We start from the raw sequence: 24,245 nt of genomic DNA, 5'->3' as shown, positions 1-24,245 counted from the left end.
AAGCTGTAGCCATGAACATGCCGCTGCCGACGACCTCCAACGCCTTGGGCTGGACCTTCGATGCCGACCTGCTGCGCCGGCATGATCGGCCCGGGCCGCGCTATACCTCCTACCCGACCGCGCCGCACTTCCATGATGGTTATGGGCAGGCGCAGTTCTGCGCGGCGGTGGCGCGCAGCAATGCGGCCGGCCGGCCGTTGTCGCTGTATGTGCATGTGCCTTATTGCAGCAGCCCGTGTTTCTACTGTGGCTGCAACCGGGTCATCAGCCGTGACCGCAGCAAGGGCGAACACTATGTTGATCAGCTGCTGGTCGAAGCCGACTGGCTGGCACCGCTGTTCGCGCGCGAGCGCGAGGTGGTGCAGCTGCACCTGGGTGGCGGCACCCCCAACTTTCTGGCGCCCGAGCAGCTGCGCCGGCTGATGGATGGCCTGCACCGCCTGTTCAATTTCAGCCAGGGCAGTGCGCGCGATTTTTCCATCGAACTGGATCCGCGTTCGGTCAGCGTGGACGATATCGCGGTACTCGCCGAGCTGGGCTTCAACCGTGCCAGCCTGGGTGTGCAGGATTTTGATCCGGCCGTGCAGCAGGCGATCAATCGCATACAGGCGGTGGACGAGACGATGGCCATCATCCAGGCCTGCCGCGACAACGGCATGCGTTCGGTCAACGTGGATCTGATCTATGGCCTGCCGCTGCAGACCTTGGCCGGCTTCGGACGCACGCTGGATACGGTGATCGACGCGCGCCCCGATCGTCTGGCCATCTATGGCTACGCGCACCTGCCGCATATGTTCAAGGCGCAGCGGCAGATCCAGGACCGTGATCTGCCTGATCCGGAGCAGAAGCTGGCGCTGTTGGGGCTGGCGGTGGAGCGGCTGTCGGCTGCCGGTTACCAGTACATCGGCATGGATCATTTCGCGCTGCCGGAAGAGGATTTGTCGCGCGCGCAACGAGCCGGCAGTCTGCATCGCAATTTCATGGGCTATACCACCCACGCCGACAGTGATCTGCTGGGCTTGGGGGTCAGTGCAATCAGTCATATCGACAGCAGCTACAGCCAGAACCCGCGTGATCTCAAGGAGTGGGAAGCCAAGGTTGCCGAAGGCGGCGTGCCGGTATGGCGTGGCCTGGAGCTGGACAGCGATGACATGTTGCGCGCCGAACTCATCCAGCAGCTGATGTGTCACGGCAAGGTCGATGGCCATGCCTTGGCACGGCGCCACGGGGTGGATTTTGATCTGTATTTCGCCGATGAACTGATCGCGCTGCGTCACCTGCAGGACGACGGGCTGGCCAGCTACAACGAAGGTGTGGTCGCCGCGACGGATCAGGGGCGGCCCTTGCTGCGCCTGATAGCGATGTGTTTTGACCGCTATCTGAAGGCCGCACAGCAGCCTGCGCGGTACTCGCGGGCGATCGGCTGAGTTCGAGATAGCGGTTGGCTCGGCACTGCCGCTCATCTTCGCGGTTCACAATTGGGCCGCAATCAGGCACGCTATCGCGATGCCCGGATGGCGAAACTGGTAGACGCATCGGACTTAAAATCCGCCGGCCGCAAGGCCTTGCCGGTTCGATTCCGGCTCCGGGCACCAGTTTGCAACCTCAAGGGATGGCATGAGCGCCGAGATCACCGCCGCGGCTGCGCCGCAGATCGCCATCATCGGGCTGGGCTATGTTGGCCTGCCATTGGCTGTTGAATTCGGCAAGACGCTCGATACCCTGGGTTATGACATCGATAGCGCCCGCGTTGCCGAACTCCAGGCCGGGCACGACCATACGCTTGAACTTGACGATGCCGAGCTGAACGCGGCGGTGCATGCGCGCTATACCTCGGCTGCGGCCGAACTGGCCGCGCGCAATGTTTTCATCGTGACCGTGCCGACGCCGATCGATGCCTATGAGCAACCGGACTTGGCACCGCTGCGCAGCGCCACGGCGTTGATCGCCAGCGTGCTCAAGCGCGGTGATCTGGTGATCTACGAATCCACCGTGTATCCGGGCACCACCGAAGAAGTCTGCGTGCCGCTGCTGGAGCAGGGCTCAGGGCTGCGCTTCAACCAGGACTTCTACTGCGGCTACAGCCCGGAGCGGATCAATCCTGGCGACCGCCAGCGGCGTCTGCCGGATATCCAGAAAATCACTTCCGGCTCCACGCCCGAGGCCGCAGCGCTGGTGGATGGCCTGTACCGGCGCATCATCACTGCTGGCACCTGGCCGGCGTCCTCGCTGCGCGTGGCCGAAGCGGCCAAGGTGGTGGAAAACATCCAGCGCGACGTGAACATCGCACTGGTCAACGAGTTGGCGCTGATCTTCGACAAACTCGGTATCGACACCCTGGATGTACTGGAAGCGGCCGGCACCAAGTGGAATTTCCTGCCCTTCCGGCCCGGCATGGTTGGCGGCCACTGTATTGGCGTGGACCCGTACTACCTGCTGCACAAATCCGAAAGCGTGGGTTACCACCCGGATCTGATCCACACCGCACGTCAGGTCAACAACCGGGTGGTGGCGCATGTGGTCACCCGCGTGCGTGGCCTGCTTGAGGATAAAAACAAACCACTGCAGAACGCGCGCGTGCTGGTGCTGGGCGTCACCTTCAAGGAGGACTGCCCGGACCTGCGCAATAGCCGCGGCCTGGACCTCGTGCAGATGCTGGCTGCGGCCGGCGCACATGTGGATGCCTATGACCCTTGGGCCGACCCGCGCAATGCGCATGACATGGGCGGTGTGGAGCTTGTGAAGGCGCCCCGGCAGGGAATCTACGACGCGGTGGTGCTGGCGGTGGCGCACCAGCAGTTCCGTGCCTTCGATGCCGCGCAGATCCGCGCCTTGGGTGTGCCCGACATGGTGGTCTACGACGTGAAATCGGCCTGGCCGAGGCAAGTAGTGGACGACCGGTTGTAGAATCCGCCATCCGTGTAGGTCGAGGACGGTAATGCATCGTTATCTGGTTTATGTGCTGGCACTGATTCTGCTGCCAGTATCGCTGGCACTGGCTACCCATTGGCCTGCTTGGTATTGGGGCGTGGGCCTGTTTGGACTGATGGCCTTGCTCGGCACCTGGGACGTGCTGCAGCGGCGCAGCGTGTTGCGGCGCAATTACCCGGTGCTGGCGCACTTCCGCTACGGCTTCGAATCGATCGGCCCGGAGATCCGCCAGTATTTCGTGCAGAGCGACCTGGAAGACGTGCCGTTCTCGCGCCAGCAGCGCCAGCTTATCTACCAGCGTTCGCGCAATGAGATGGACGTGGTGCCGTTCGGCACGCTGCGCAGTGCCTATGCGGTGGATTACGAATGGATCAACCATTCGCTGGCACCCACCACCATTGCGCATCATGATTTCCGCGTGGTGATTGGCGCCGAATGCGCAAAACCCTATTCGGCCAGCGTGTTCAATATTTCGGCGATGAGTTTTGGCTCCTTGTCGGCCAACGCGATCCGCGCGCTGAACAAGGGCGCAAAGCTGGGCGGCTTCTGTCACGACACCGGGGAAGGCTCGATTTCGCCGTACCACCGCGAAAACGGCGGTGATCTGGTCTGGGAAATCGGCTCGGGCTATTTCGGCTGCCGAGATGACAACGGCCGTTTCAGTGAAGAGCGCTTCGTCGCGAACGCCAGTTCCGATCAGGTCAAGATGATCGAGATCAAACTCTCGCAGGGCGCCAAGCCCGGCCACGGCGGCGTGTTGCCGGCGGCCAAGGTCAGCGCCGAAATTTCCGCGACCCGTGGCGTGCCGATGGGCGTGGATTGCGTCTCGCCGTCCAAGCACTCGGCGTTCTCCACACCGATTGAACTGCTGCAGTTCGTCGTGCGCCTGCGTGAGCTGTCCGGCGGCAAGCCGGTCGGCTTCAAACTGGCCATCGGCCATCCGTGGGAATGGTTCGGCATCGCCAAGGCGATGCAGGAAACCGGGATGATGCCGGACTACATCGTGGTTGATGGCGCCGAAGGTGGCACCGGTGCCGCGCCCGCCGAGTTCATCGATCACGTCGGCGTGCCGATGAATGAAGCGCTGATCCTGGTGCACAACACGCTCGTTGGGCTTGGGCTGCGTGACCGCATCCGCCTGGGCGCAGCCGGCAAAGTGACCACGGCGTTTGATATCGCCCGCACCATCGCCCTGGGCGCTGACTGGTGCAACGCCGGGCGTGGCTACATGTTCGCGCTGGGCTGCATCCAGTCGCTGAGCTGCCACAACGACAAATGCCCGACCGGCATTGCCACCCAGGATCCGAGCCGCTGGCGCCATCTGGAGCCGGTGGACAAGGGCCAACGCGTGTTCAATTACCACCAGAACACCATGCGCGCGCTGCGCGACCTGCTGGGTGCGGCTGGCTTGCACGATCCGTCCGAACTGGGCCCGGAGCACATCCTGCGCCGGGTCTCGCCGGTGGAGATCCGCTCGCTGGCCAGTCTGTACCGCTACCTGGCGCCGGGCGAGTTGCTGAAGAAGGTGCCTGAGCACACGGTATTCCGTGAGTATTGGGCCGAGGCGAGCAGTGCTGCGTTCACCCCGCCGGCGCGTGTTGCGGCGCTGCGTACCAGCAAGATGTGCTGAGCGCAGTCTTTGTGGGAGCGGCGTAAGCCGCGAAGCCGGGAATAATGAGGTGCCGGCTTGTTCGCAATTTCGCAATCTGATTGATCGCCAGTGTCGCGGCTGACGCCGCTCCTACATGGAGCGGCGTTGTCGGTGAGGCCACTACCGACCATGGGTCGGCACTACAGGAGCCAGCGCTCCACGCCTTCGGCGGCACGCTGGCCGCTGGCATAGCAGGCGGTCAGCAGGTAACCGCCGGTTGGGGCTTCCCAGTCCAGCATTTCGCCGGCGCAGAACACGCCCGGCTGCGCCTTGAGCATCAGGCCATCGTCCAGCGCTTCCAGCCGAACACCACCTGCGGTGCTGATGGTTTCGGCCATCGGGCGCGGGCGCACCAGCTGCAACGGCAGGCGCTTGAGCGTGCGCGCCACCGCGGCAGAATCGTTGCCGGCATCCTTGCCCAGCACTTCGAACAACAGCCCGGCCTTGGCCGCGTCCAGTCCGGCGGCGCGGCGCAGGTGCTCGCCGAAGCTGCGGCCCTTGCGGGCGCGGCCCAGGTCGGCGAGCAGGCGCGCTTCATCGCGGCCGGGCACCAGATCCAACTCCAGTGTCACCGCGCCATCGCGATTCAGGGTTTCACGCAGGTCGGCGGCCAGCGCATAGATCAGGCTGCCTTCGATACCGTACTTGCTCACCACGCATTCGCCCTGCAGTGCTTGTGCTTGCCCCTGCAGGTCGGTCCAGTGCGCGATGACCGGCTTGAGTGGTGCACCGGCATGGCGGCTGCTGAAGTGCGGCGTCCAATCAATATCGAAGCCGCAGTTGGCGGGCTGCAGGGGCGCGGTATCAACGCCGCGCGCCTGCAGCACCGGTATCCAGCTGCCGTCGGAGCCCAGCTCCGGCCAGCTGCCGCCGCCCAAAGCCAGCACCGTGGCATCGGCGCGCACGCTGATTTCGCCTTCGGCAGTGGCCATGCGCAGGCTGCCGTCTTCGCTCCAGCCCAGCCAACGGTGCTGCACATGGAAGCGCACGCCTTGTTCCTTCAACCTGCGTACCCAGCCGCGCAGCAGCGGGGCGGCCTTGCGGTCCACCGGGAACACCCGGCCGGAACTGCCGACATAGGTTTCCACGCCCAGCGCCGCAGCCCAGCGACGCAGGGCGTCGGCATCAAAGCCATCCAACCATGCGCCGACCTCGGCTTGGCGTTCGCGGTAGCGGCTGTCGAACAGCGGCCGCGGGTCGGAATGGGTGAGGTTGAGCCCACCTTTGCCTGCGATCAGGAACTTGCGCCCGGGCGAGCCCTTGGCCTCGTACAGATTGACCTTCAGCCCGCTAGCGCGCAGGCGCTCGGCGGCGAACAGGCCCGCCGGGCCGCCGCCGATGACGGCAACCGTTTTATCAGCGTGCTTTGACATCGAGCAGTTCTACATCGAAGACCAGCGAGGAGCCGGCCGGGATCGGGCCGACGCCGCGATTGCCATAGCCGTATTCGGCGGGAATCATCAGTGTGCGCTTGCCGCCCACCTTCATGCCGGCCACGCCTTCGTCCCAGCCGCGGATGACCTGCTTGTCGCCGAGATTGAAGCTGAACGGCTCGCCGCGATCCACCGAGCTGTCGAACTTCTCGCCGTGCTTGTCGGGCTTGCGTTCGTCGTAGATCCAGCCGGTGTAATGCACCGTGACCTTGCTGCCGGGCACGGCTTCGGCACCCGCGCCGGGCTGGGTATCGATGTGTTCGAACTTGGCAATCGTGCCACCGGGCGGCGGACCTGGCGGGGTGCAGCCAGCGGCCAGCAAGGACAGCAGCAGCGGGATGAACAGACGACGCATGGCGCGCTCCGTTGGAAAGGGGCGTGCAGGGTAGCGCATCGCTGCCGGGTATCATTGCGGCATGGCTAAACTGCTGCTCAATCTACGTAATGTCGGTGACGACGAAAGCTTCGAGGTCGGGCAGCTGCTCGACCGCAACAGCATCGCCTGGTACCGCACCGAAGCCAGCCCCTGGGGCATTTCCAGTGGTGGCATCTGGCTGCGCGACAACGATGATCAACCCCGCGCAAAGGCCTTGATGGCGACCTATCAGGCTGAACGCGGGCAGCGTGTGCGTGATGAGCGTCAGGCGGCGTTGCGTGATGGCAGTGCCGAGACTTTCGGTTCGATGCTGCGGCAGCGGCCTGGCTTTGTGGTTGCGGTACTGCTGGGCATGGTGGCGGCCGCGGCATTGGTGTTGCTGCCGTTCTTCCTGCTGCGGGGCTGAACGAGCGCCAGCTGCTGTGCCCCCTCCTTTTGCCGCAGGCAAGGGGAGGGTTGGGGAGGGGTGAGCTTTTGGGGCTTTTCCTGCGCTATCAGCTTCGCGGCTCACGCCGCTCCCTCAGCTCCTACAGCTCCTACAGCTGCTAGTCCCTTTGCAGCACAACGCTGCGCGGGCCGTCGTTTAAACTATGCCCATGATCGTCAATACCGCTGCCTATCTTTTCGTCCCGCTCGCCGATGCCGAAGCGTTGACCGCCACCTTGCATGAACGCGCCAAGGCGCTGGAGCTGCGTGGCACCATCCTGATTGCCGAGGAAGGTATCAATCTGTTCCTGGCCGGCAGCGAGCAGGGTATCGAGGATTTCTACCGCCAGCTCAAGGCCGATGCGCGTTTCGCCGACATGCGCATCAAGTACAGCCACAGCCAGATGCAGCCGTTCGCCCGGCTCAAGGCCAAGTTCAAGTCCGAGATCATCAGTTTCCGCCGCGACGACGGCCAGCCGCTGGATTACCCGCGCGCACCCAGCGTGGCCCCGGCCACCGTGCAGCGTTGGTTGCGGCAGGGCCATGATGACGATGGCAAGCGCGTAGTAATGCTGGACACCCGCAACTGGCAGGAATTCGCGCACGGCACCTTCGCCGGTGCGTTGACCCTGCCAATCGCCAAATTCACCGATCTGCCGGCCGCGCTGGAGCCGCACCGCGAGGCGCTGGCCGATGCCACCGTGGTCAGTTTCTGCACTGGCGGCATCCGTTGTGAAAAGGCCGCGTTGTGGATGCAGAACGACGGCATGCACAACGTGCTGCAGCTGGAAGGCGGCATTCTTGGCTACTTCGAGGAAGTAGGCGGCGAGGGCTATGACGGCCGCTGCTTCGTGTTCGATGAGCGGGTAGCGCTGGACGCACAGCTGCAGCCGCTGGTGGACCGCCAGGATGAGGCTCAGGCCCAAGCCCAAGCCTGATTCCTCGGCGGCAACAGGCTCTGGAAAACAGTGTCCCGGTGGAAATTGCGCTGACTGGATGGAGAATGCGAGGACAAACCCCATGTCCTTTGCATCGTCCATGGAGACCGCAGCATGATTCCACTTTCCATCCTTGACCTGGCCCCGGTCTGCGAGGGCTCCACGCCGCAGCAGGCCTTCGCCAACATGCTGGAACTGGCCCAGCACGCCGACCGCTGGGGCTATCACCGCTATTGGCTGGCCGAGCACCACAACATGCCTGGTATCGCCAGCGCCGCCACCTCGGTGCTGATCGGGCATGTGGCTGGGGGCACCTCGCGCATCCGCGTGGGTTCGGGCGGGGTGATGCTGCCCAATCATTCGCCGCTGCAGGTGGCCGAGCAGTTCGGCACGCTGGCCTCCTTGTATCCGGACCGCATCGATCTGGGCTTGGGCCGTGCACCGGGTACCGATCAGCCGACGGCGCGGGCATTGCGCCGTTACTTCGACAGCGCTGACCAGTTTCCACAGGATGTGGCCGAGCTGCTGCATTACTTCGCGCCCGTGCAGCCGGGGCAGACGGTACAGGCCGTGCCGGGCGGCGGCATTCCGGTGCCGGTATGGCTATTGGGCTCAAGCCTGTTCAGCGCGCGTCTGGCAGCGCAGATGGGGCTGCCGTTTGCGTTTGCCTCGCACTTCGCCCCGGATGCCATGGATGAGGCGCTGGCCTTGTATCGTCGTGATTTCCGGCCTTCCGAGCACCTGCAGCAGCCGTACGCGATCCTTGCCTTGAACGTGGTGGCCAGCGATTCGGAGGCTGAATCCAAGCGCCTGTTCACCAGTCAGCAGCAGGCCTTCGTCAATCTGCGGCGTGGCACGCCGGGGCGTATCCCGGCACCGGTGGATGACATCGAAGCGTTCTGGGCGCCGCATGAAAAGGCCGGTGTCGAGCGGGCCCTGGCCTGCAGCATCGTCGGAGACGCGGAGCAGGTGGCCGAAGGGTTGCTTGCGTTTGTCGAGCGGCATCGCCCGGACGAAATGATGCTGGCCGCCAACATCTACGACCCTGCGGCACGCCTGCGTTCGTTCGATCTGGCGATGCAGGCCTGGCAGCGTGTGGGGGCGGCGTAAGCCGCGAGGCTGACAGGGCGTTGGTAGAGCGCAGCCATGCTGCGCTGAGGCGGCGTCTTTGTAAGAGCGGCGTAAGCCGCGAAGCCGATGGCATTGAAATCACCCGTGGCAATGCAATCTGATCGACCCTCTGCTTCGCGGCTGACGCCGCTCCTACAAGGTTGATGTGTCGCTGGGGGTGTCGCCGGGAAAGCCTCTGCCGAGCATGGCTCGGCACTACGCTGCTGGGGCATTGCCGGTGGGGCCTCTGCCGAGCATGGCTCGGCACTACGTCAGTTCAGCCAGCGCTGGGCGAGGGCGATGCTTTCGGTGATCAGCTGGCCTGAGCCGAAGCCGAAGAACAGCCCGGCGGCGATTGCCGCTATCCAGTTGAACAGCATCAGCGCGCCATCACGTTCCAGCAGTGCAAGTGCGAACAACAGCAGCTGGAAGCCGAACAGGTAATTGGTGAACGGGATCGGCAGCGAGAGCAGCAGCCCGACCAGCAATAGCAGCACGCCAGTGAGCATGCGCGCCGGCAGCGGCACTATCAGGGCCTGCAGACGCGGCTTCAGCATGCGGTCCAGCCGCTGCAGCGGTCGGCTGATCTTGCCGAGAAACCTGTGCACGGTGCTGCGTTTGGGGCCGCGGCGGGCGATGAAGCCCGGTAGCCACGGCCGTGACATGCCGAACAACAATTGGCTGCCGATCAGGAACACCAACGGGCTGCTTACCGCGCCGCCTATGCCCGGGATCGGGATGAAGGCGGGCAGGATGGCAATGAACAGGAACACGCCGAACGCACTTTGTTCCAGCCCTTGCAGGACCTTGCCCAGTGGCAGGTGTTCGTCCGGGTCGCCGCGCTCAAACATTGCCAGCAGCGTGCGGATGCCTTCATTGCGGTAACCGCCGGCCGCTGTGGTGGCGCCGTCAGGTGCGGCGCCGTCCGGCTCAACCGGTGATGTCATCGGCGTCTTCTTCCGGCAGCCTGCACAACAGCAGCTTGTCGATGCGGGCGCCGTCCAGGTCGATGATCTCGATGCGCCAGCCGGCCCAGTCGAAATGTTCACCTGCGTGCGGAATGCGGCCGAAGTAGTGCATGCACATGCCGGCCAGCGTGTAGTAATCGCCTTCTTCGGCATCGGGCAATTCCGCGCCGTTCATCAGCTCCTGCAGGTCATCCACCGGCAGCGAGCCGTCAACCAGCAACGAGCCGTCTTCGCGGGTGACGACCAAGGCGTCATCGTCGCTGTTCTCGGTGGCCTGCAGGCGGCCGACCACGGCGCCCATCAGGTCCGAAATCGTTACCAGGCCCTGGATTTCGCCGTATTCGTCCACCACCAGCGCCATCGACTGGTGCTCCTCGCGGAAGATCTCCAGCAGCTTCATCGCGTGGGTGGATTCGGAGACGTACAGGGTCTCGCGCAGGTTCTCGAACAGGTTGTGGCTGCCGCCGCTGATGCGGGTGACCAGGCTCTTGACCTCAAGAATGCCGGCGATGTCCTGGTCGTTGCCGCGGTAAACCGGGTAGCGCGAGAAGGCGTGGTCCCGCATGGCCTGCAGGTTCTTTTCCGGATCGGCGTTGGTGTCCAGCCAGGCGATACGGTTGCGTGGCGTCATTAGGCTGTCGGCGGTGCGGTCGCCCAGGCGCATGACGCGGTTCATCATGTCGCGCTCGTGGCTGTCGATCACGCCCTGTTCGTGGCTTTCGGCCACCAGCATGCGGATTTCCTCTTCACTGACCGAGGCCGATTCGGTCTTGCCCAGGCCGAGCAGGCGCAGCACCAGGCGGGTGGAGTGCGACAGCAGCCAGACGCCGGGGGCGGCAATACGGGCCAGCCAGCTCATCGGCACGGCGACGATGCCGGCGATGTCTTCCGAGCGGGTCAGGGCGACGCGCTTGGGCACCAGTTCGCCGAAGATCAGCGTCAGGTAGGTGATCAGGGCCACGGCCAGGGTCTTGCCGAGGAAGTCCGACCAGGGCTGCACCGCGCCAAACAGCGAGAAATTGGCCGACAAAGCCGGGAACAGGGCCTGCAGCTGCTGGGCAATGGCGCCACCGATCGCATCGCCGCCGTAAACGCCAGTCAGGATGCCGATCAGGGTGATGCCGATCTGCACCGTGGACAGGAAGTTCTCGGGCTTCTCGGACAGGGCCAGGGCGCGCGCGGCGCGCTTGCTCGAGCCGGCCAGCTGTTTCAGGCGGCTCTTGCGGGAGGTCATGACCGACATCTCGGACATGGCAAAGAAGCCGTTGAGCAGAATCAAGGCCAGTACGATGAAAAATTCAAACACGGGTCTCTCCCCGGGTTGGTGACAGGGAGGGAGGGTGCTTGCGGCGGCGGCCGCTCAGGGGCGGGATCCGGCGCTGTGGCGGGGGATTAGGGTCGTCTTCCATAGGGTGCGCCGCGAGGGCGCTGGGGGATATTAGCAAACCACCGGGCCACGGGTACGGCCGGCTGTTCACATTTCAGGTTTAAAAAAGACGCTGGGAATACCCTGAATGCCATCTAGCCGTCATAATTCGCCCCTGGTGCCGTCCCTCCCGCGACGGCGAATAGGCTCCCCATGTTTTCGTTGCAGACCATCTTTGGCTCCGGCAAGCAGTTTTATACCTACCTCGACGAGGCCGCGCAGGCCGCCTATGACGGTGCCAAGGCACTGCACAGCATGATGCGCGAGGCCGATCGTCAGCCGGCGCTGGATGCGTTCAAGCTCGCTCGTCTGCGCGAGCGCGCCGCCTCGGACAAGATCAGCCAGGCGTTGGTTGACAGCTTCATGACGCCGATCGAGCGCGAGGACATCGAAGCGCTGGGTTCGGCGCTGTACAAGATTCCCAAGCAGATCGAGAAGTTCGCCGACCGCTACTCGCTGGCCGTGCAGCATCTGGAGCAGATCGACTTCGCCCCGCGCGCAGCAATGCTGGAGCAGGCCGCCGGTGTGGTGGTGGAGATGGTCAATGACCTGCGCCACATGAATCTGGACCGCATGACCGCGCTCAACGAAAAGCTGCGTTCGCTGGAGAACGAGGCTGATCGCCTGATGCTTGAGCTGTACCGCGACATCTACTCCGGTCGCTTGGACAATCTGCAGATGTTCCTGCTCAAGGAATTCTTCGAGATCCTGGAAAAGGCCATCGACCGTTGCCGCGAAGCCGGTGTGGTGGCCTACCAGATCGTGCTCAAGAACAGCTGACGGGGACGCTCAATGCTCACCCTCGTCCTGGTGGTGATTTTCGCCGCGCTCGTCTTCGAGTTCATCAACGGCTTTCACGACACCGCCAACTCTATTGCCACCGTGGTGGCAACCAAGGTCCTGTCGCCCGGTTGGGCGGTGATGCTGGCCGCTTTCATGAACCTGATCGGCGCGCTCACCGGTACCGCCGTCGCGCTGACCATCGCCAACGGTCTGCTCAACACCGACGTGGTCGAAGTGACCCCGCAGGTGATTCTGTGCGCCTTGCTTGGCGGCATTGTCTGGAACCTGATCACCTGGTGGAAAGGCCTGCCGTCCTCGTCCTCGCACGCCTTGATTGGTGGCCTGTGCGGCGCTGGTCTGGCCGCTGCGCACAACAACTGGGATGCGCTGATCTGGTCGCAGAACCTTGGCAACTGGGCGCAGAACAAGGGCCTGTTGTGGAAGGTGTTCGTGCCGATGATCACCTCGCCGATCGCCGGCTTCCTGCTCGGTATCGTGGTGATGTGCCTGTTGTGGGCGATCATCGCGGGCATGGCGCGCGTCGGCGGCGTATTGGGCCGTCTGGCCCGTCCGCGCTGGGTCAACGCCTTCTTCGGCAAGGCGCAGATCGTGTCGGCGGCCTATATGGGCTTCGCCCACGGCCACAACGATGCGCAGAAGACCATGGGCATCATCGCCATGACCTTGATCGGCGCCGAGGCTACCGGTGCATTGAATGACCTGCCGTCCTGGCTGGCCTTCATGCATCCCGATGCCAATGCCGGTGGCGGCATCGCCATGTGGATCGTGTTGACCTGTGCGGTGGTGATGGCTGCCGGTACCGCTTCGGGTGGCTGGAAGATCATCAAGACCCTGGGCCACAAGATGGTCAAGCTGCACCCGATTCACGGCTTTGCCGCGGAGACCAGCTCGGCCACCATCCTGACCCTGGCTGCGCACTTCGGCATGCCGGTCTCGACCACGCACAGCATCTCCACCGCGATCATGGGCGTTGGCTTCGCCAAGAACCCCAAGTCGCTGCGCCTGGGCGTGATCGAGCGCATCCTGTGGGCCTGGATCCTGACGATCCCGGCGGCAGGTGGTTGTGCTTACCTGATCCTGCGTCTGTTTGAAATGGTGGGTTGGAACTGAGTCATCGGTTTCCAGTCTGCAGATAAAAACCCGCCAGCGATGGCGGGTTTTTTGTTGCGAGCAGAGCTGTTTGTAGGAGCGACGTAAGCCGCGAAGCAGATAAGCCATCAGATTGCGGAGATGACTGGCTCGACAGCATTGTCAGCTTCGCGGCTTACGCCGCTCCTACAAAAGCCGGGCTGCCAACAAAAAAGCCCGCCGGTCAGGGCGGGCTTTCGCTGCAAGGCAATGCCGGGGATCAGGCTTCCAGCGAAGCCAGATCGCCCTTGCTCTCCAGCCAGCCCTTGCGGTCCGGTGCGCGCTTCTTGGCCAGCAGCATGTCCATCAGCGCCGAGGTCTGCTCGCTGTCGTCCACGGTCAGCTGCACCAGGCGGCGGGTATCCGGGTGGATGGTGGATTCGCGCAGCTGCGAGGGATTCATCTCGCCCAGGCCCTTGAAGCGGGTGACGCTGACCTGGCCGCGGATCTTCTCGCGCTCGATCTTGTCCAGCAGCGAGCGCTTCTCTTCTTCGTCCAGTGCGTAGAACACCTGCTTGCCCACGTCGACGCGGAACAGCGGCGGCATCGCCACAAACACGTGGCCAGCATCCACCAGCGACGGGAAATGGCGCAGGAACAGCGCCGCCAGCAGGGTGGCGATGTGCAGGCCGTCGGAGTCGGCGTCGGCCAGGATCACCACCTTGCCGTAACGCAGGCCGGACAGATCGTCCTTGCCCGGGTCACAACCAATTGCGATGGCCAGGTTGTGGACTTCTTCAGAGGCCAGCACGCTGCCGGAGGCGACTTCCCAGGTGTTCAGGATCTTGCCGCGCAGCGGCAGGATGGCCTGGAAATCCTTGTCGCGGGCCTGCTTTGCGCTCCCGCCTGCCGAGTCACCCTCGACCAGGAACAGCTCGGTGCGCGACAGGTCCTGGCTGATGCAGTCGGCCAGCTTGCCGGGCAGGGCCGGGCCCTGGGTGACTTTCTTGCGGGTGACCAGTTTTTCGGTCTTCAAGCGGGCGCTGGCACGCTCGATGGCGATCTGCGCGATCTTCTCGCCCAGCTCCACGTTCTGGTTCAGCAGCAGGCTGAAGGCGTCGTGCGCGGCGCCTTCGACAAAGCCGGCGGCCTGGCGCGAAGACAAGCGCTCCTTGGTCTGGCCGCTGAACTGCGGGTCGGTCATCTTCAGCGACAACACGAAGGACACCCGGTCCCAGACATCTTCCGGGGCCAGCTTGACGCCGCGCGGCAGCAGGTTGCGGAAGTCGCAGAACTCGCGCAGCGCCTCGGTCAGGCCGGTACGCAGGCCGTTGGCATGGGTGCCGTGCTGGGCGGTGGGGATCAGGTTGACGTAGCTTTCCTGCACCAGCTCGCCTTCCGGCAGCCAGGCCACGGCCCAGTCAACAATCTCGGTTTCCTTCTTCAGCGAGCCGTAGAACAGGTCGGCGGGCAGCATCTCGCGCTCGCCCAGCTCGGCCTTCAGGTAGTCGCGCAGGCCGTCTTCGTAATACCAGGTGTCGACTTCGCCGGTGGCTTCGTCGGTCAGCTTGACGGTCAGGCCCGGGCACAGCACGGCCTTGGCGCGCAGCAGGTGGCGCAACGCACGCACGTTGAACTTGGGCGTGTCGAAATATTTGGGGTCGGCCCAGAAGCGCAGGCGGGTGCCGGTGTTCTTCTTGCCGACGCTGCCGACCACTTCCAGCGGGCTGGCGCGGTCGCCATCGCGGAAGGTGATGCGGTGCTCGCTGCCGTCGCGGCGGATGTGGATCTCCACCAGCGTGGACAGGGCATTGACCACCGACACGCCAACGCCGTGCAGGCCGCCGGAGAAGGTGTAGTTGCGGTTGTTGAACTTGCCGCCGGCGTGCAGCCGGGTCAGGATCAGTTCGACGCCCGGGATCTTTTCTTCCGGGTGGATGTCCACCGGCATGCCGCGGCCGTCATCGCTGACCTCGCAGCTGCCGTCCTTGAACAGGGTGACCTCCACGGTTTTGGCGTGGCCAGCCAGGGCCTCATCGACCGAGTTGTCGATCACTTCCTGCGCCAGATGGTTCGGGCGGGCAGTGTCGGTATACATGCCAGGACGGCGTTTGACCGGGTCCAGGCCGGAGAGGACTTCGATGTCAGCGGCGTTGTAACGGGCGTTCATGGATCTCGGTAGGGCGCAAATCGACGTGCGAGTTTGCGGTCTGGCGGCGATTTTTGCACGCGGGGCATTCAGGGCAGGGGCAGCTGGGGCGCGGTATCCTATGCACATTGCCAAACATGCCCGCCATTTCAGGTGGGGCAAGCCGAGGAGGTTTTGGATGAAAACGTCAAAATTGCTGGCCCTGGGTGTTGCTGTTGCAGCGGTTGCCGCCATTCCCTTGGTAATGGCGCAGAGCGCCGACAAGGACAAGGCTGCCGAGTCCGCGCAGGCCGCCCCGGTCGACAAGGCGCAGAGCGAGGCCGAGCAGAAGGCCAAGCGTCGCGCGGCTGCGGCTGCCCAGGACAAGGCCAAGGCTGACCAGCCGGCGCCGCGTGAAGAAGAGGAAGAGGAAGCCCGTCGCCGTCGCTGACGCGGTTTTTCCTGAGTTTCAAGGACGCCCCGGCGCAGGCCGGGGCGTCTTTTTTTTAATCCGCCGCATCCAGTGCTTGGGTGTTTTGGCGACAACCTTTAAACTAGGGCTTTCCGGGAGGCAGTGAGCCGTGACCCCCCTTATTTTTGTTACCGGTGGTGTGGTGTCCTCGCTAGGCAAGGGCATTGCAGCCGCGTCCCTGGCCTCGATTCTCGAGGCGCGTGGCCTGAAGGTCACCATGATGAAGCTGGATCCGTACATCAACGTCGATCCAGGCACGATGAGCCCCTTCCAGCATGGCGAGGTCTATGTCACCGACGACGGTGCCGAGACCGACCTGGACCTGGGTCATTACGAGCGTTTCGTACATAACCGCCTGAGCCGCAAGAATTCGGTGACCACCGGGCGCATCTACGAAAACGTGATCCGCAAGGAGCGCCGTGGTGATTACCTGGGCGCCACCGTGCAGGTCATCCCGCATATCACCGACGAAATCCGCCGCTGCATCGACGAGGCCACCGAAGGTTTCGACGTGGCGCTGGTGGAAATCGGCGGCACCGTTGGCGATATCGAGTCGCTGCCGTTCCTGGAGGCCATCCGCCAGGTGCGTACCGAGCGCGGCCCGGAGAAGGCGCTGTTCATGCACCTCACCCTGGTGCCGTACATCGCGGCCGCCGGCGAGCTGAAGACCAAGCCGACCCAGCACTCGGTCAAGGAACTGCGCTCGATCGGCATCCAGCCGGACGTGCTGCTGTGCCGTTCCGAGCAGGCCATTCCGGATTCGGAGCGCCGCAAGATTTCACTGTTCACCAACGTTTCCGAGCGCGCCGTGATCAGCGTGCCGGACGTTGAGGTGCTGTACCGCGTGCCGATGGGCCTGCATGAGCAGGGCCTGGACGAGATCGTGGTCAGCCAGCTCAAGCTGGGCGACAAGGCCGGTCCGGCCGATCTGTCCGAATGGGAAGCCGTGCTGGATGCAGCGCTGCACCCGCTGGATGAAGTGACCATCGCCGTGGTCGGCAAGTACGTCGATCACCAGGACGCCTACAAGTCGGTGGGCGAAGCGCTCAAGCACGGCGGCCTGCGCCAGCGCACCAAGGTCAACCTGAAGTGGCTGGAAGCGCAGGAGCTGGAAGAATCCGGCCTGTCTGCGCTGGATGGCGTGGACGGCATCCTGGTGCCGGGCGGCTTCGGTGACCGTGGTTTCGAAGGCAAGGTACTGACCTCGCAGTACGCCCGCGAGCAGAAGGTGCCGTACTTCGGCATCTGCTACGGCATGCAGGCGGCTGTGGTGGATTTCGCCCGCCACGTGGCTGGTCTGGAAGGCGCCAACAGCACCGAGAACGACCGCCAGTCGCCGAACCCGGTGATCGGTCTGATCACTGAATGGCGTACCGCCACCGGTGAGGTCGAGAAGCGTGACGAGAAGTCCGACCTGGGCGGCACCATGCGCCTGGGCCTGCAGGAGCAGCGCCTGAAGCCGGGCACCCTTGCCCGCGAGCTATATGGCAAGGACGTGGTGTCCGAGCGTCACCGCCACCGTTACGAGTTCAACAACCGCTACCGCACCCAGCTGGAAGATGCGGGTCTGGTGATTGCCGGCAAGTCGATGGATGACACCCTGGTGGAAGTGGTTGAACTGCCGCGTGACCAGCACCCCTGGTTCCTGGCCTGCCAGGCGCACCCGGAGTTCCTGTCGACCCCGCGTGGCGGCCACCCGCTGTTCATCGGCTTCATCCGCGCCGCACGCGAGAAGAAGGCCGGCGGCAAGCTGCTGCAGGAAGCCCGTGCCTGAAAAGGTAGTGCCGAGCCATGCTCGGCAAGGGCTTTCCCAAGGAAATGAACTGTAGTGCCGAGCCATGCTCGGCAAGGGCTTTCCCAGGGCAATGAACTGTAGTGCCGAGCCATGCTCGGCAAGGGGCCTTACCCGTAGCGCATGAATGGAAGCGAGCTTCGCTCTCCTTACCCTCATCCGCCCTTCGGGCACTTTCTCCCGCAGGGGGAAGGGCAAGGCGCCCCCAAACAAGGCCCGCCCCGTGCGGGCCTTGTCCGTTTCAGTGGCCCACGCCGCTTTCAGGCGAAAGCAACGGCCGCGCCAGCCTGCGCTTCGTTTAAACTCCCGGCTGGTTTTTGTGTTTCCCGTCGATAACAGACTCACCCAAACGAGCCTAGCCCCCAGACATGACCAACATCGCCAAGATCCACGCCCGTGAAATCCTCGACAGCCGTGGCAACCCCACGCTGGAAGCCGAAGTCACCCTGACTGACGGCTCGTTCGGCCGCGCCGCCGTGCCGTCCGGTGCTTCGACCGGTACCAAGGAGGCTGTGGAACTGCGCGATGGCGACAAGACCCGTTACCTGGGCAAGGGCGTGCGCAACGCCGTAAACAACGTCAACGGTGCCATCGCCACCGCGCTGGCCGGCTTCAATGCCGAAGACCAGCAGGGCCTGGACCGCCGCCTGATCGATCTGGACGGTACCGAGAACAAGGGTCGCCTGGGCGCCAATGCGCTGCTCGGTGTTTCCATGGCCGCTGCCCACGCGGTCGCCGCTTCCAAGAAGCAGGCGCTGTGGCAGTACCTGGCCGCCAAGACCGGTGCCACCCCGTCGCTGCCGGTGCCGATGATGAACATCATCAACGGCGGCGCGCATGCCGATAACAACGTCGATTTCCAGGAATTCATGGTCCTGCCGGTCGGCTTCAGCTCGTTCAGCGAGTCGCTGCGCGCCGGCACCGAAATCTTCCACGCGCTGAAGTCGGTGCTGAAGAGCCACGGCCTGAGCACCGCGGTGGGCGATGAAGGCGGCTTCGCGCCGGACTTCCGCAGCAACGTCGAAGCCCTGGACACCATCTTGGAAGCCATCGGCAAGGCCGGCTACAACGCTGGCGAAGATGTCCTGCTGGGTCTGGACGTGGCTTCCAGCGAGTTCTACGAGAACGGCAAGTACAACCTGGTAGGCGAGAACAAGCGCCTGACCTCCGACCAGTTCGTCGACTTCCTGGCCGACTGGGCCGCGCAGTACCCGATCATCAGCATCGAAGACGGCCTGGCCGAGAACGACTGGGCCGGTTGGAAGCTGCTGACCCAGCGCATCGGCAACAAGGTACAGCTGGTGGGCGACGATCTGTTCGTCACCAACCCGAAGATCTTTGCCGAAGGCATCGAGTCGGGCACCGCCAACGCCATCCTGATCAAGGTCAACCAGATCGGCACCCTGACCGAGACCCTGGAAGCCATCGCCATGGCCGACAAGGCCGGTTATGCGGCCGTGGTCTCGCACCGTTCGGGCGAAACCGAAGACACCACCATCGCCGACATCGCCGTGGCCACCACCGCCACCCAGATCAAGACCGGCTCGCTGTGCCGCAGCGATCGCGTGGCCAAGTACAACCAGCTGCTGCGCATCGAGGAAGCCCTCGGTAGCGGCGCGCGCTACGCCGGTCGTGACGCGTTTGTCTCGCTCAAGCGCTGATCGTCATGCGTAATTGGCGCTGGCTGCTGCTGGTGCTGGCGGTACTGCTGGCGTTGCTGCAGTACCGCTTCTGGTTTGGCCAGGGCAACTCGGGCGAAGTGATGATGCTCGAGGCGCAGGTGGCCAACCAGAAGCGTGACAACGACGGTCTGCAGCAGCGCAATGATTCCCTGGCCGCCGAAGTCCAGGACCTCAAGGATGGCGAAGCTGCCATCGAAGAGCGTGCGCGCAGCGAACTGGGCATGATCAAGCCCGGTGAGAAGTTCTATCGTGTCGTCGAAAACGCTCCGGTTGCGGCTCCCGCCGCGCCGGCGCCGGCAACATCGACGCCGGCCGGGCAGGGCAATCAACAATCGCCGCCGGAGAACGTGCCGTGATCGTGCAGACCTGGGCCGTAGTGCCTGCGGCCGGGCGTGGTGCGCGTTTCGGCGGCCCGGTGCCCAAGCAATATCTGTTGGCCGACGGCGAGCCGCTGCTCGCACATGCGCTGCAATCGCTGCTTGCCCATCCCGGCGTCGCCGGGGTGATGGTGGCCATTGCCGAGAACGATGCCGATTGGCCGGGCTGGACCTCGTTTGCCGACAAGCCGGTGCTGACCAGCGTGGGTGGCGCCACCCGCGCGGCGTCGGTATTGGCGGGTTTGCAGGCGCTGCCGGACAGCGTGCGTGCCGATGACTTCGTGCTGGTCCACGATGCGGCGCGGCCAAATCTGGCTGCCACCGATCTGAGCCGTCTGCTGGAAGTGGGGCGTGCGGACCCGGTCGGCGGCATTCTTGCCGCACCTGTGCGCGATACGCTCAAGCGTGCCGGCGATGATGGCGGCATTGACCGCACCGAGCCGCGTGAACGCCTGTGGCGCGCACTGACCCCGCAGTTGTTCCGCCGCCATCAGCTCACCCGCGCTTTGCAAGAGGCCGCTGCGGCCGGTGTTGATGTCACCGACGAAGCGATGGCGATGGAGCGGCAGGGCGTGCGCCCGTTGCTGATCGAAGGCGCCGAAAGCAATTTCAAGGTCACCACCCCGGCCGATCTGGCCCGTTTTGAATTCGAGCTGTCGCGGCGCGGCAGCTGATCCCTTGCCGGCGCGTTGGCGTCGGCTCTGCCAAGAAGTATTGCCATGAACTCTTCTGTTTCCTTCCCTCCCATCCGTATCGGCCAGGGCTATGACGTGCACGCCTTCGGTGAGGGCGACCACATCATGTTGGCTGGCGTGCGCGTGCCGCACAGCCGCGGCGTGCTTGCCCATAGCGATGGCGATGTGGCTTTGCATGCGTTGTGCGATGCCATGCTCGGCGCGCTGGCGCTGGGCGATATCGGCGTGCATTTCCCGCCCTCCGATGATCGCTGGAAAGGCGCGGACAGCAGCCGCTTTGTCACCCACTGCAATGAATTGCTGCGCGAACGTGGCTGGCAGGTCGGCAATGTCGATATCACCGTGATCTGTGAGCGGCCCAAGGTCGGCCCGCACGCGCTGGCGATGCGCCAGACGGTGGCGCAGCTGTTGGAGATCGAGCTGGATCGGGTCAGCGTCAAGGCCACCACCAGTGAGAAACTGGGCTTCACCGGCCGCGAAGAAGGCATAGCCGCGCAGGCCGTGGCCTTGTTGGTGGCCGCATGAACGCGCTGCCTTTGGCCTTTGGCGAGCCGGTGCTGACGGCGGCAATGCGCAGCGTGCCGGAAGATTTCCAGGTGGATGAAATTCCGGCTTTCGAAGCGACCGGCGAGGGTGAACACCTGCTGCTGGACATCCGCAAGCGCGGTGCCAATACCGTGGCCATTGCCAAGCAGTTGGCGCAGTGGGCTGGCGTGCCGGAAATGGGCGTCAGCTATGCCGGGCAGAAAGATCGGCATGCGGTGACCACGCAGCGTTTCAGCGTGCACCTGCCCAAGCGCGTCGCGCCGGACCTGGCGCTGCTGGAGTCGGATGAGCTGCACGTGCTGGCCTCGACCTGGCACAACCGCAAGCTGCAGCGCGGGGCATTGGCGGGTAACCGTTTCAAGCTGGTGCTGCGCAATGTGCAGGGCGACAAGGCGGCAATCGAAGAGCGTCTGCAGATCGTCGCTGCACGCGGCCTGCCGAACTGGTTTGGCGAGCAGCGCTTTGGCCGTGACGGTGGCAATGTGCCGGCTGTATTGCAGATGTTTGCGGGCCGTCGGGTGCGCAAGGATCAGCGCTCGATGCTGCTGTCCGCCGCGCGCTCGGCTTTGTTCAACCGGGTGCTTGCCGCGCGCGTGGAGCAGGGCAACTGGGACACCGCGTTGGAAGGCGAGGTGTGGATGCTGGATGGCAGTCGTTCGGTATTCGGCCCCGAGCCAATGAACGAGGTGCTGGCCGAGCGGCTGGGTCGTTTCGACATTCATCCCAGCGCGCCGTTGTGGGGCGTTGGTGAGCTGCGTGCTACCGATGCCGCGCGTGCGGTGGAAGATGAAGCGTTGGCCGATGAGCAGGCGTTGGCGCTGCGTGCCGGGCTGGAACAGGCCGGGCTCAAGCAGGAGCGCCGCTCGCTGCGGTTGAAACCGTCGCTGATGCAGCACCAGTGGCTGGCAGACGACGTGCTGGAAGTGTCGTTCGCATTGCCGCCGGGTTGCTATGCCACCGCAGTGCTGCACGAACTGGGCGAAGTGACTGATGCAAGCCGCAATGAAATTGCGGGCGTTGCGCCGACTGAAACCGAAGTGCCCAGCGCAGAAGACGCCGCCGAATAAGCGTCTGACCAAACCGTAGCCCGGGTAAGCGCAAGCGCACCCGGGAAGGAAGCTGGCAGCCAGTGTTACTTCAACATGTCGCGCGGACAGCCCCGGGTGCGCTTACCCGGGCTACGGCGACGGGAAGGTTGCCCTGGTTCAAGTGAACGGTAATGGCTGGCCGCGCGGGCGGCTCAGCGATTGGTCAACAGCACCAGTACCGCGCCGGTGCCGCCCTGGGTGGGCGGCGCCGAATGAAAGGCCAGCACATCGTTGCGCTGGCGCAGCATGCGGTCGACCAGGTTCTTCAGCACCGGTGCGCCGCCATCGGACTGCAGCCCCTTGCCATGGATGATGCGCACGCAGCCATGTTCATGCGCGCGCGCTTCCAGCAGGAACTGGCGCAGCAGGTTTTCCGCCTGCACGACGGTGGCGCCATGCAGGTCCAGTTCGTCCTGCACCGAATACTGGCCGCGCTTGAGCCGTTGAAACATCTGCGGTGGCAGGTTGTCGCGCCGGTAGCTGGCGGTGTCGCCGGCTTCCAGTGGCTTGCTGGAACGTAACAGGCGGGCAAATTCGCCCAAAGCCTCGGATTCATCCTGTTCTGCCATGCGCGCGCGCGGCTTGGGGCGTGGTTTGACCGCAGCCGGCGGCTCCACCGGGCGCATTGGCGTCACTTCGCCAATGGCCGAGCGGAACAGTGCGGCGTCATCTTCATCATCTGGGTACGACATTTGCACAGCGTAACGTGCGCGCAGTCGCAGGCAAGCCCTGTGGGGGTGGAAAGTGGCATGGTGCATTCCGGTATCATGGCCGCTCAGGTCGGTCCGTCCCGGTGATGTACTAACCGGGGGTTCCGGCGATTGCGGCGCTGAGTGGGAGCGCCGCGTGTTGATCCAGTAACCCAGGCCTTTAATGCGCGTACTTGTATCAAATGACGATGGTGTGGACGCCCCGGGCATCAAGATGTTGGCCGAGGAGCTTCGCAACGCCGGACATGAAGTCACCGTGGTGGCGCCGGACCGTGACCGTTCCGGTGCCTCCAACTCACTCACGCTGGATCAGCCGGTACGTCTGCGCCGCATAGATCACTACACCTGTTCGGTAGCGGGCACACCCACCGACTGCGTGCATCTGGCGCTGACCGGCATGCTCGAATACGAGCCCGATATTGTTGTCTCCGGGATCAACAACGCCGCCAACCTGGGCGACGATGTGATCTATTCGGGCACGGTGTCGGCAGCGATGGAAGGGCGCCACCTCGGCCTGCCATCGGTGGCGGTGTCGCTGGTCACGCACAAGCACGAAGCAAGGAATTTCCGCACCGCTGCCCGCGCCGCGGTAGAGATCGTGTCCCGGCTGATCGCCGATCCGCTGCCCGCCGACACCATTCTCAACGTCAATGTGCCCGACCTGCCGTGGGAAGAAATCCGCGGTTTCGAGGTTACCCGGCTGGGCAACCGTCACCGCGCCGAAGCCTGCATTCCGGCCACCGATCCGCGCGGCAATACCGTGTACTGGATCGGCCCGGCTGGCAGCGAGCAGGACGCCGGCCCCGGCACCGATTTCCACGCCGTGCGTACCGGCCATATTTCGATCACCCCGATCCAGGTGGACCTGACCCGCTACTCGGCACTGGAAAAGGTCGCCAGCTGGGTAGGCGGGCTGACCGACACCCTGGGGCAGCCGGAATGACGGCGCGGATGCGCCTGCAGCCGGAGGCCGTAGGTATCGGCATGACCTCGCAACGGGTACGTGACCGCCTGGTGGACCGCCTGCGCGAAGTGGGCATCGCCGACGAGACCACGCTCAATGCCGTGCGTGTGGTGCCACGGCATCTGTTCATCGATGAGGCGCTGGCGTCGCGTGCCTATGAAGACACCGCCTTGCCGATTGGCCATGGCCAGACCATCTCCCAGCCCTGGGTCGTGGCACGGATGACCGAGGTAGTGCTCGCGGTCGCACCGAAGAAGGTGCTGGAAGTGGGCACCGGCTCGGGTTACCAGGCGGCCATTCTGGCTGCGCTGGGGCTGGAGGTGTTCACGGTCGAGCGCATCGGCGACCTGCTGCGGCAGGCGCGCAAGCGCTTCCGCCACCTGGGCATGAACATCCGTACCAAGCATGACGACGGCCGTGTTGGCTGGCCCGAACATGGCCCCTATGACGCCATCGTGGTGACCGCAGCAGCGCCGGCCCTGGTCGATGCCTTGATCGAACAGCTGGCCGTGGGCGGCCGGCTGGTTGCGCCTGTTGGCGGGCCCGGCGGACAGGTGCTGTTGCAACTGACCCGGCTCGCTGATGGCACCATTGCCCAGGAAGAGCTGGCACCGGTGAGCTTCGTGCCGCTGTTGCCCGGCATGCTTGACTGAGACAGGA

Annotated in this window: 23 protein-coding genes and 1 tRNA gene; 18 read left to right on the top strand and 6 right to left on the bottom strand. The window is 64.4% G+C overall.

Going from position 1 to position 24,245, the window contains the following annotated elements:
• Positions 1-17: 17 nt before the first annotated feature.
• The 4 genes from hemN (at position 18) to ABE493_RS05585 (ending at position 4,561) form a co-directional block, all read left to right on the top strand.
• Positions 18-1,427, top strand: a complete 1,410-nt coding sequence (hemN, locus tag ABE493_RS05600; RefSeq protein ID WP_346498008.1) for an oxygen-independent coproporphyrinogen III oxidase — start codon at positions 18-20, stop codon at positions 1,425-1,427.
• Positions 1,428-1,508: 81 nt separating this feature from the next.
• Positions 1,509-1,595: transfer RNA gene (locus ABE493_RS05595), tRNA-Leu, on the top strand.
• 22 nt (positions 1,596-1,617) lie between these two features.
• On the top strand, positions 1,618-2,907 hold the full coding sequence (locus ABE493_RS05590; RefSeq protein WP_346497971.1) for a nucleotide sugar dehydrogenase: 1,290 nt from the start codon (positions 1,618-1,620) through the stop codon (positions 2,905-2,907).
• A 31-nt stretch (positions 2,908-2,938) separates the two neighbouring features.
• A complete protein-coding gene (locus tag ABE493_RS05585; RefSeq protein WP_346497970.1) occupies positions 2,939-4,561 on the top strand; it encodes an FMN-binding glutamate synthase family protein in 1,623 nt (540 codons plus the stop codon).
• A 161-nt stretch (positions 4,562-4,722) separates the two neighbouring features.
• Here ABE493_RS05585 and ABE493_RS05580 read toward each other — a convergent pair whose 3' ends face one another.
• Together ABE493_RS05580 and ABE493_RS05575 are read right to left on the bottom strand one after the other, a co-directional pair.
• Positions 4,723-5,955, bottom strand: a complete 1,233-nt coding sequence (locus tag ABE493_RS05580) for a TIGR03862 family flavoprotein (RefSeq protein WP_346497969.1) — start codon at positions 5,953-5,955, stop codon at positions 4,723-4,725.
• On the bottom strand, positions 5,939-6,370 hold the full coding sequence (locus ABE493_RS05575) for an FKBP-type peptidyl-prolyl cis-trans isomerase (RefSeq protein ID WP_346497968.1): 432 nt from the start codon (positions 6,368-6,370) through the stop codon (positions 5,939-5,941). The genes ABE493_RS05580 and ABE493_RS05575 overlap by 17 nt, the downstream gene beginning before the upstream one ends.
• Before the next feature lie 61 nt (positions 6,371-6,431).
• Here ABE493_RS05575 and ABE493_RS05570 point away from each other — a divergent pair, with 61 nt between their 5' ends.
• The 3 genes from ABE493_RS05570 to ABE493_RS05560 all read left to right on the top strand — a co-directional run bounded on the left by ABE493_RS05570 (position 6,432) and on the right by ABE493_RS05560 (position 8,865).
• Positions 6,432-6,797, top strand: a complete 366-nt coding sequence (locus ABE493_RS05570; RefSeq protein WP_346497967.1) for a DUF6164 family protein — start codon at positions 6,432-6,434, stop codon at positions 6,795-6,797.
• Between the two features lie 190 nt (positions 6,798-6,987).
• Positions 6,988-7,755 carry a sulfurtransferase gene (locus ABE493_RS05565; RefSeq protein WP_346497966.1) on the top strand — a complete coding sequence of 256 codons (768 nt, stop codon included), beginning with the start codon at positions 6,988-6,990 and terminating at the stop codon, positions 7,753-7,755.
• A gap of 114 nt (positions 7,756-7,869) precedes the next feature.
• Positions 7,870-8,865 (top strand): LLM class flavin-dependent oxidoreductase, encoded by a 996-nt coding sequence (locus tag ABE493_RS05560; RefSeq protein ID WP_346497965.1) that lies wholly within the window; start codon positions 7,870-7,872, stop codon positions 8,863-8,865.
• A gap of 272 nt (positions 8,866-9,137) precedes the next feature.
• Here the strand turns inward: ABE493_RS05560 and ABE493_RS05555 are convergent, their stop codons facing one another.
• Both ABE493_RS05555 and ABE493_RS05550 read right to left on the bottom strand, forming a co-directional pair.
• The gene (locus ABE493_RS05555) at positions 9,138-9,812 is read right to left on the bottom strand and encodes an exopolysaccharide biosynthesis protein (RefSeq protein WP_346497964.1); all 675 of its coding nucleotides are present in this window, start codon (positions 9,810-9,812) and stop codon (positions 9,138-9,140) included.
• On the bottom strand, positions 9,796-11,139 hold the full coding sequence (locus ABE493_RS05550) for a hemolysin family protein (protein ID WP_346497963.1): 1,344 nt from the start codon (positions 11,137-11,139) through the stop codon (positions 9,796-9,798). The genes ABE493_RS05555 and ABE493_RS05550 overlap by 17 nt, the downstream gene beginning before the upstream one ends.
• A 273-nt stretch (positions 11,140-11,412) precedes the next feature.
• On the opposite strand from ABE493_RS05550, the gene ABE493_RS05545 reads away from it, so the two are divergent.
• The gene (locus ABE493_RS05545) at positions 11,413-12,039 is read left to right on the top strand and encodes a DUF47 domain-containing protein (protein ID WP_346497962.1); all 627 of its coding nucleotides are present in this window, start codon (positions 11,413-11,415) and stop codon (positions 12,037-12,039) included.
• Positions 12,040-12,051: 12 nt separating this feature from the next.
• Entirely contained in the window at positions 12,052-13,173 is a 1,122-nt protein-coding gene (locus ABE493_RS05540; protein WP_346497961.1) for an inorganic phosphate transporter, read from the top strand.
• A gap of 238 nt (positions 13,174-13,411) precedes the next feature.
• Here ABE493_RS05540 and parE read toward each other — a convergent pair whose 3' ends face one another.
• Positions 13,412-15,301 carry a DNA topoisomerase IV subunit B gene (parE, locus tag ABE493_RS05535; RefSeq protein WP_346497960.1) on the bottom strand — a complete coding sequence of 630 codons (1,890 nt, stop codon included), beginning with the start codon at positions 15,299-15,301 and terminating at the stop codon, positions 13,412-13,414.
• A 157-nt stretch (positions 15,302-15,458) separates the two neighbouring features.
• Between parE and ABE493_RS05530 the strand changes: the two genes are divergently transcribed.
• The 7 genes from ABE493_RS05530 to truD all read left to right on the top strand — a co-directional run bounded on the left by ABE493_RS05530 (position 15,459) and on the right by truD (position 21,890).
• The gene (locus ABE493_RS05530; protein ID WP_346497959.1) at positions 15,459-15,710 is read left to right on the top strand and encodes a hypothetical protein; all 252 of its coding nucleotides are present in this window, start codon (positions 15,459-15,461) and stop codon (positions 15,708-15,710) included.
• Positions 15,711-15,840: 130 nt separating this feature from the next.
• The gene (locus ABE493_RS05525) at positions 15,841-17,505 is read left to right on the top strand and encodes a CTP synthase (protein ID WP_346497958.1); all 1,665 of its coding nucleotides are present in this window, start codon (positions 15,841-15,843) and stop codon (positions 17,503-17,505) included.
• 386 nt (positions 17,506-17,891) lie between these two features.
• A complete protein-coding gene (gene eno, locus ABE493_RS05520; RefSeq protein WP_346497957.1) occupies positions 17,892-19,184 on the top strand; it encodes a phosphopyruvate hydratase in 1,293 nt (430 codons plus the stop codon).
• 5 nt (positions 19,185-19,189) lie between these two features.
• Complete coding sequence (ftsB, locus tag ABE493_RS05515) at positions 19,190-19,561, top strand: cell division protein FtsB (protein WP_346497956.1); 372 nt, start codon at positions 19,190-19,192, stop codon at positions 19,559-19,561.
• Positions 19,558-20,256 (top strand): 2-C-methyl-D-erythritol 4-phosphate cytidylyltransferase, encoded by a 699-nt coding sequence (ispD, locus tag ABE493_RS05510; protein WP_430980719.1) that lies wholly within the window; start codon positions 19,558-19,560, stop codon positions 20,254-20,256. Before ftsB ends, ispD begins: the two co-directional genes overlap by 4 nt.
• A gap of 45 nt (positions 20,257-20,301) precedes the next feature.
• On the top strand, positions 20,302-20,802 hold the full coding sequence (gene ispF / locus ABE493_RS05505) for a 2-C-methyl-D-erythritol 2,4-cyclodiphosphate synthase (RefSeq protein WP_346497955.1): 501 nt from the start codon (positions 20,302-20,304) through the stop codon (positions 20,800-20,802).
• Positions 20,799-21,890 (top strand): tRNA pseudouridine(13) synthase TruD, encoded by a 1,092-nt coding sequence (gene truD, locus ABE493_RS05500; RefSeq protein ID WP_346497954.1) that lies wholly within the window; start codon positions 20,799-20,801, stop codon positions 21,888-21,890. Before ispF ends, truD begins: the two co-directional genes overlap by 4 nt.
• 173 nt (positions 21,891-22,063) lie before the next feature.
• Here truD and ABE493_RS05495 read toward each other — a convergent pair whose 3' ends face one another.
• Positions 22,064-22,603, bottom strand: a complete 540-nt coding sequence (locus ABE493_RS05495) for a Smr/MutS family protein (RefSeq protein ID WP_346497953.1) — start codon at positions 22,601-22,603, stop codon at positions 22,064-22,066.
• Between the two features lie 181 nt (positions 22,604-22,784).
• On the opposite strand from ABE493_RS05495, the gene surE reads away from it, so the two are divergent.
• Positions 22,785-23,564: a 5'/3'-nucleotidase SurE gene (gene surE / locus ABE493_RS05490; protein WP_346497952.1), complete on the top strand. Its 780-nt coding sequence runs from the start codon at positions 22,785-22,787 to the stop codon at positions 23,562-23,564.
• Positions 23,561-24,238, top strand: a complete 678-nt coding sequence (locus ABE493_RS05485; RefSeq protein WP_346497951.1) for a protein-L-isoaspartate(D-aspartate) O-methyltransferase — start codon at positions 23,561-23,563, stop codon at positions 24,236-24,238. Before surE ends, ABE493_RS05485 begins: the two co-directional genes overlap by 4 nt.
• The last annotated feature ends 7 nt before the right edge of the window (positions 24,239-24,245 follow it).

It is taken from the genome of Stenotrophomonas terrae, from assembly GCF_039674165.1.
Lineage (GTDB): Bacteria > Pseudomonadota > Gammaproteobacteria > Xanthomonadales > Xanthomonadaceae > Stenotrophomonas > Stenotrophomonas terrae_A.
Note: the sequence above shows the minus strand (reverse complement) of the source record. Positions and strands in the feature narration are given on the sequence as shown.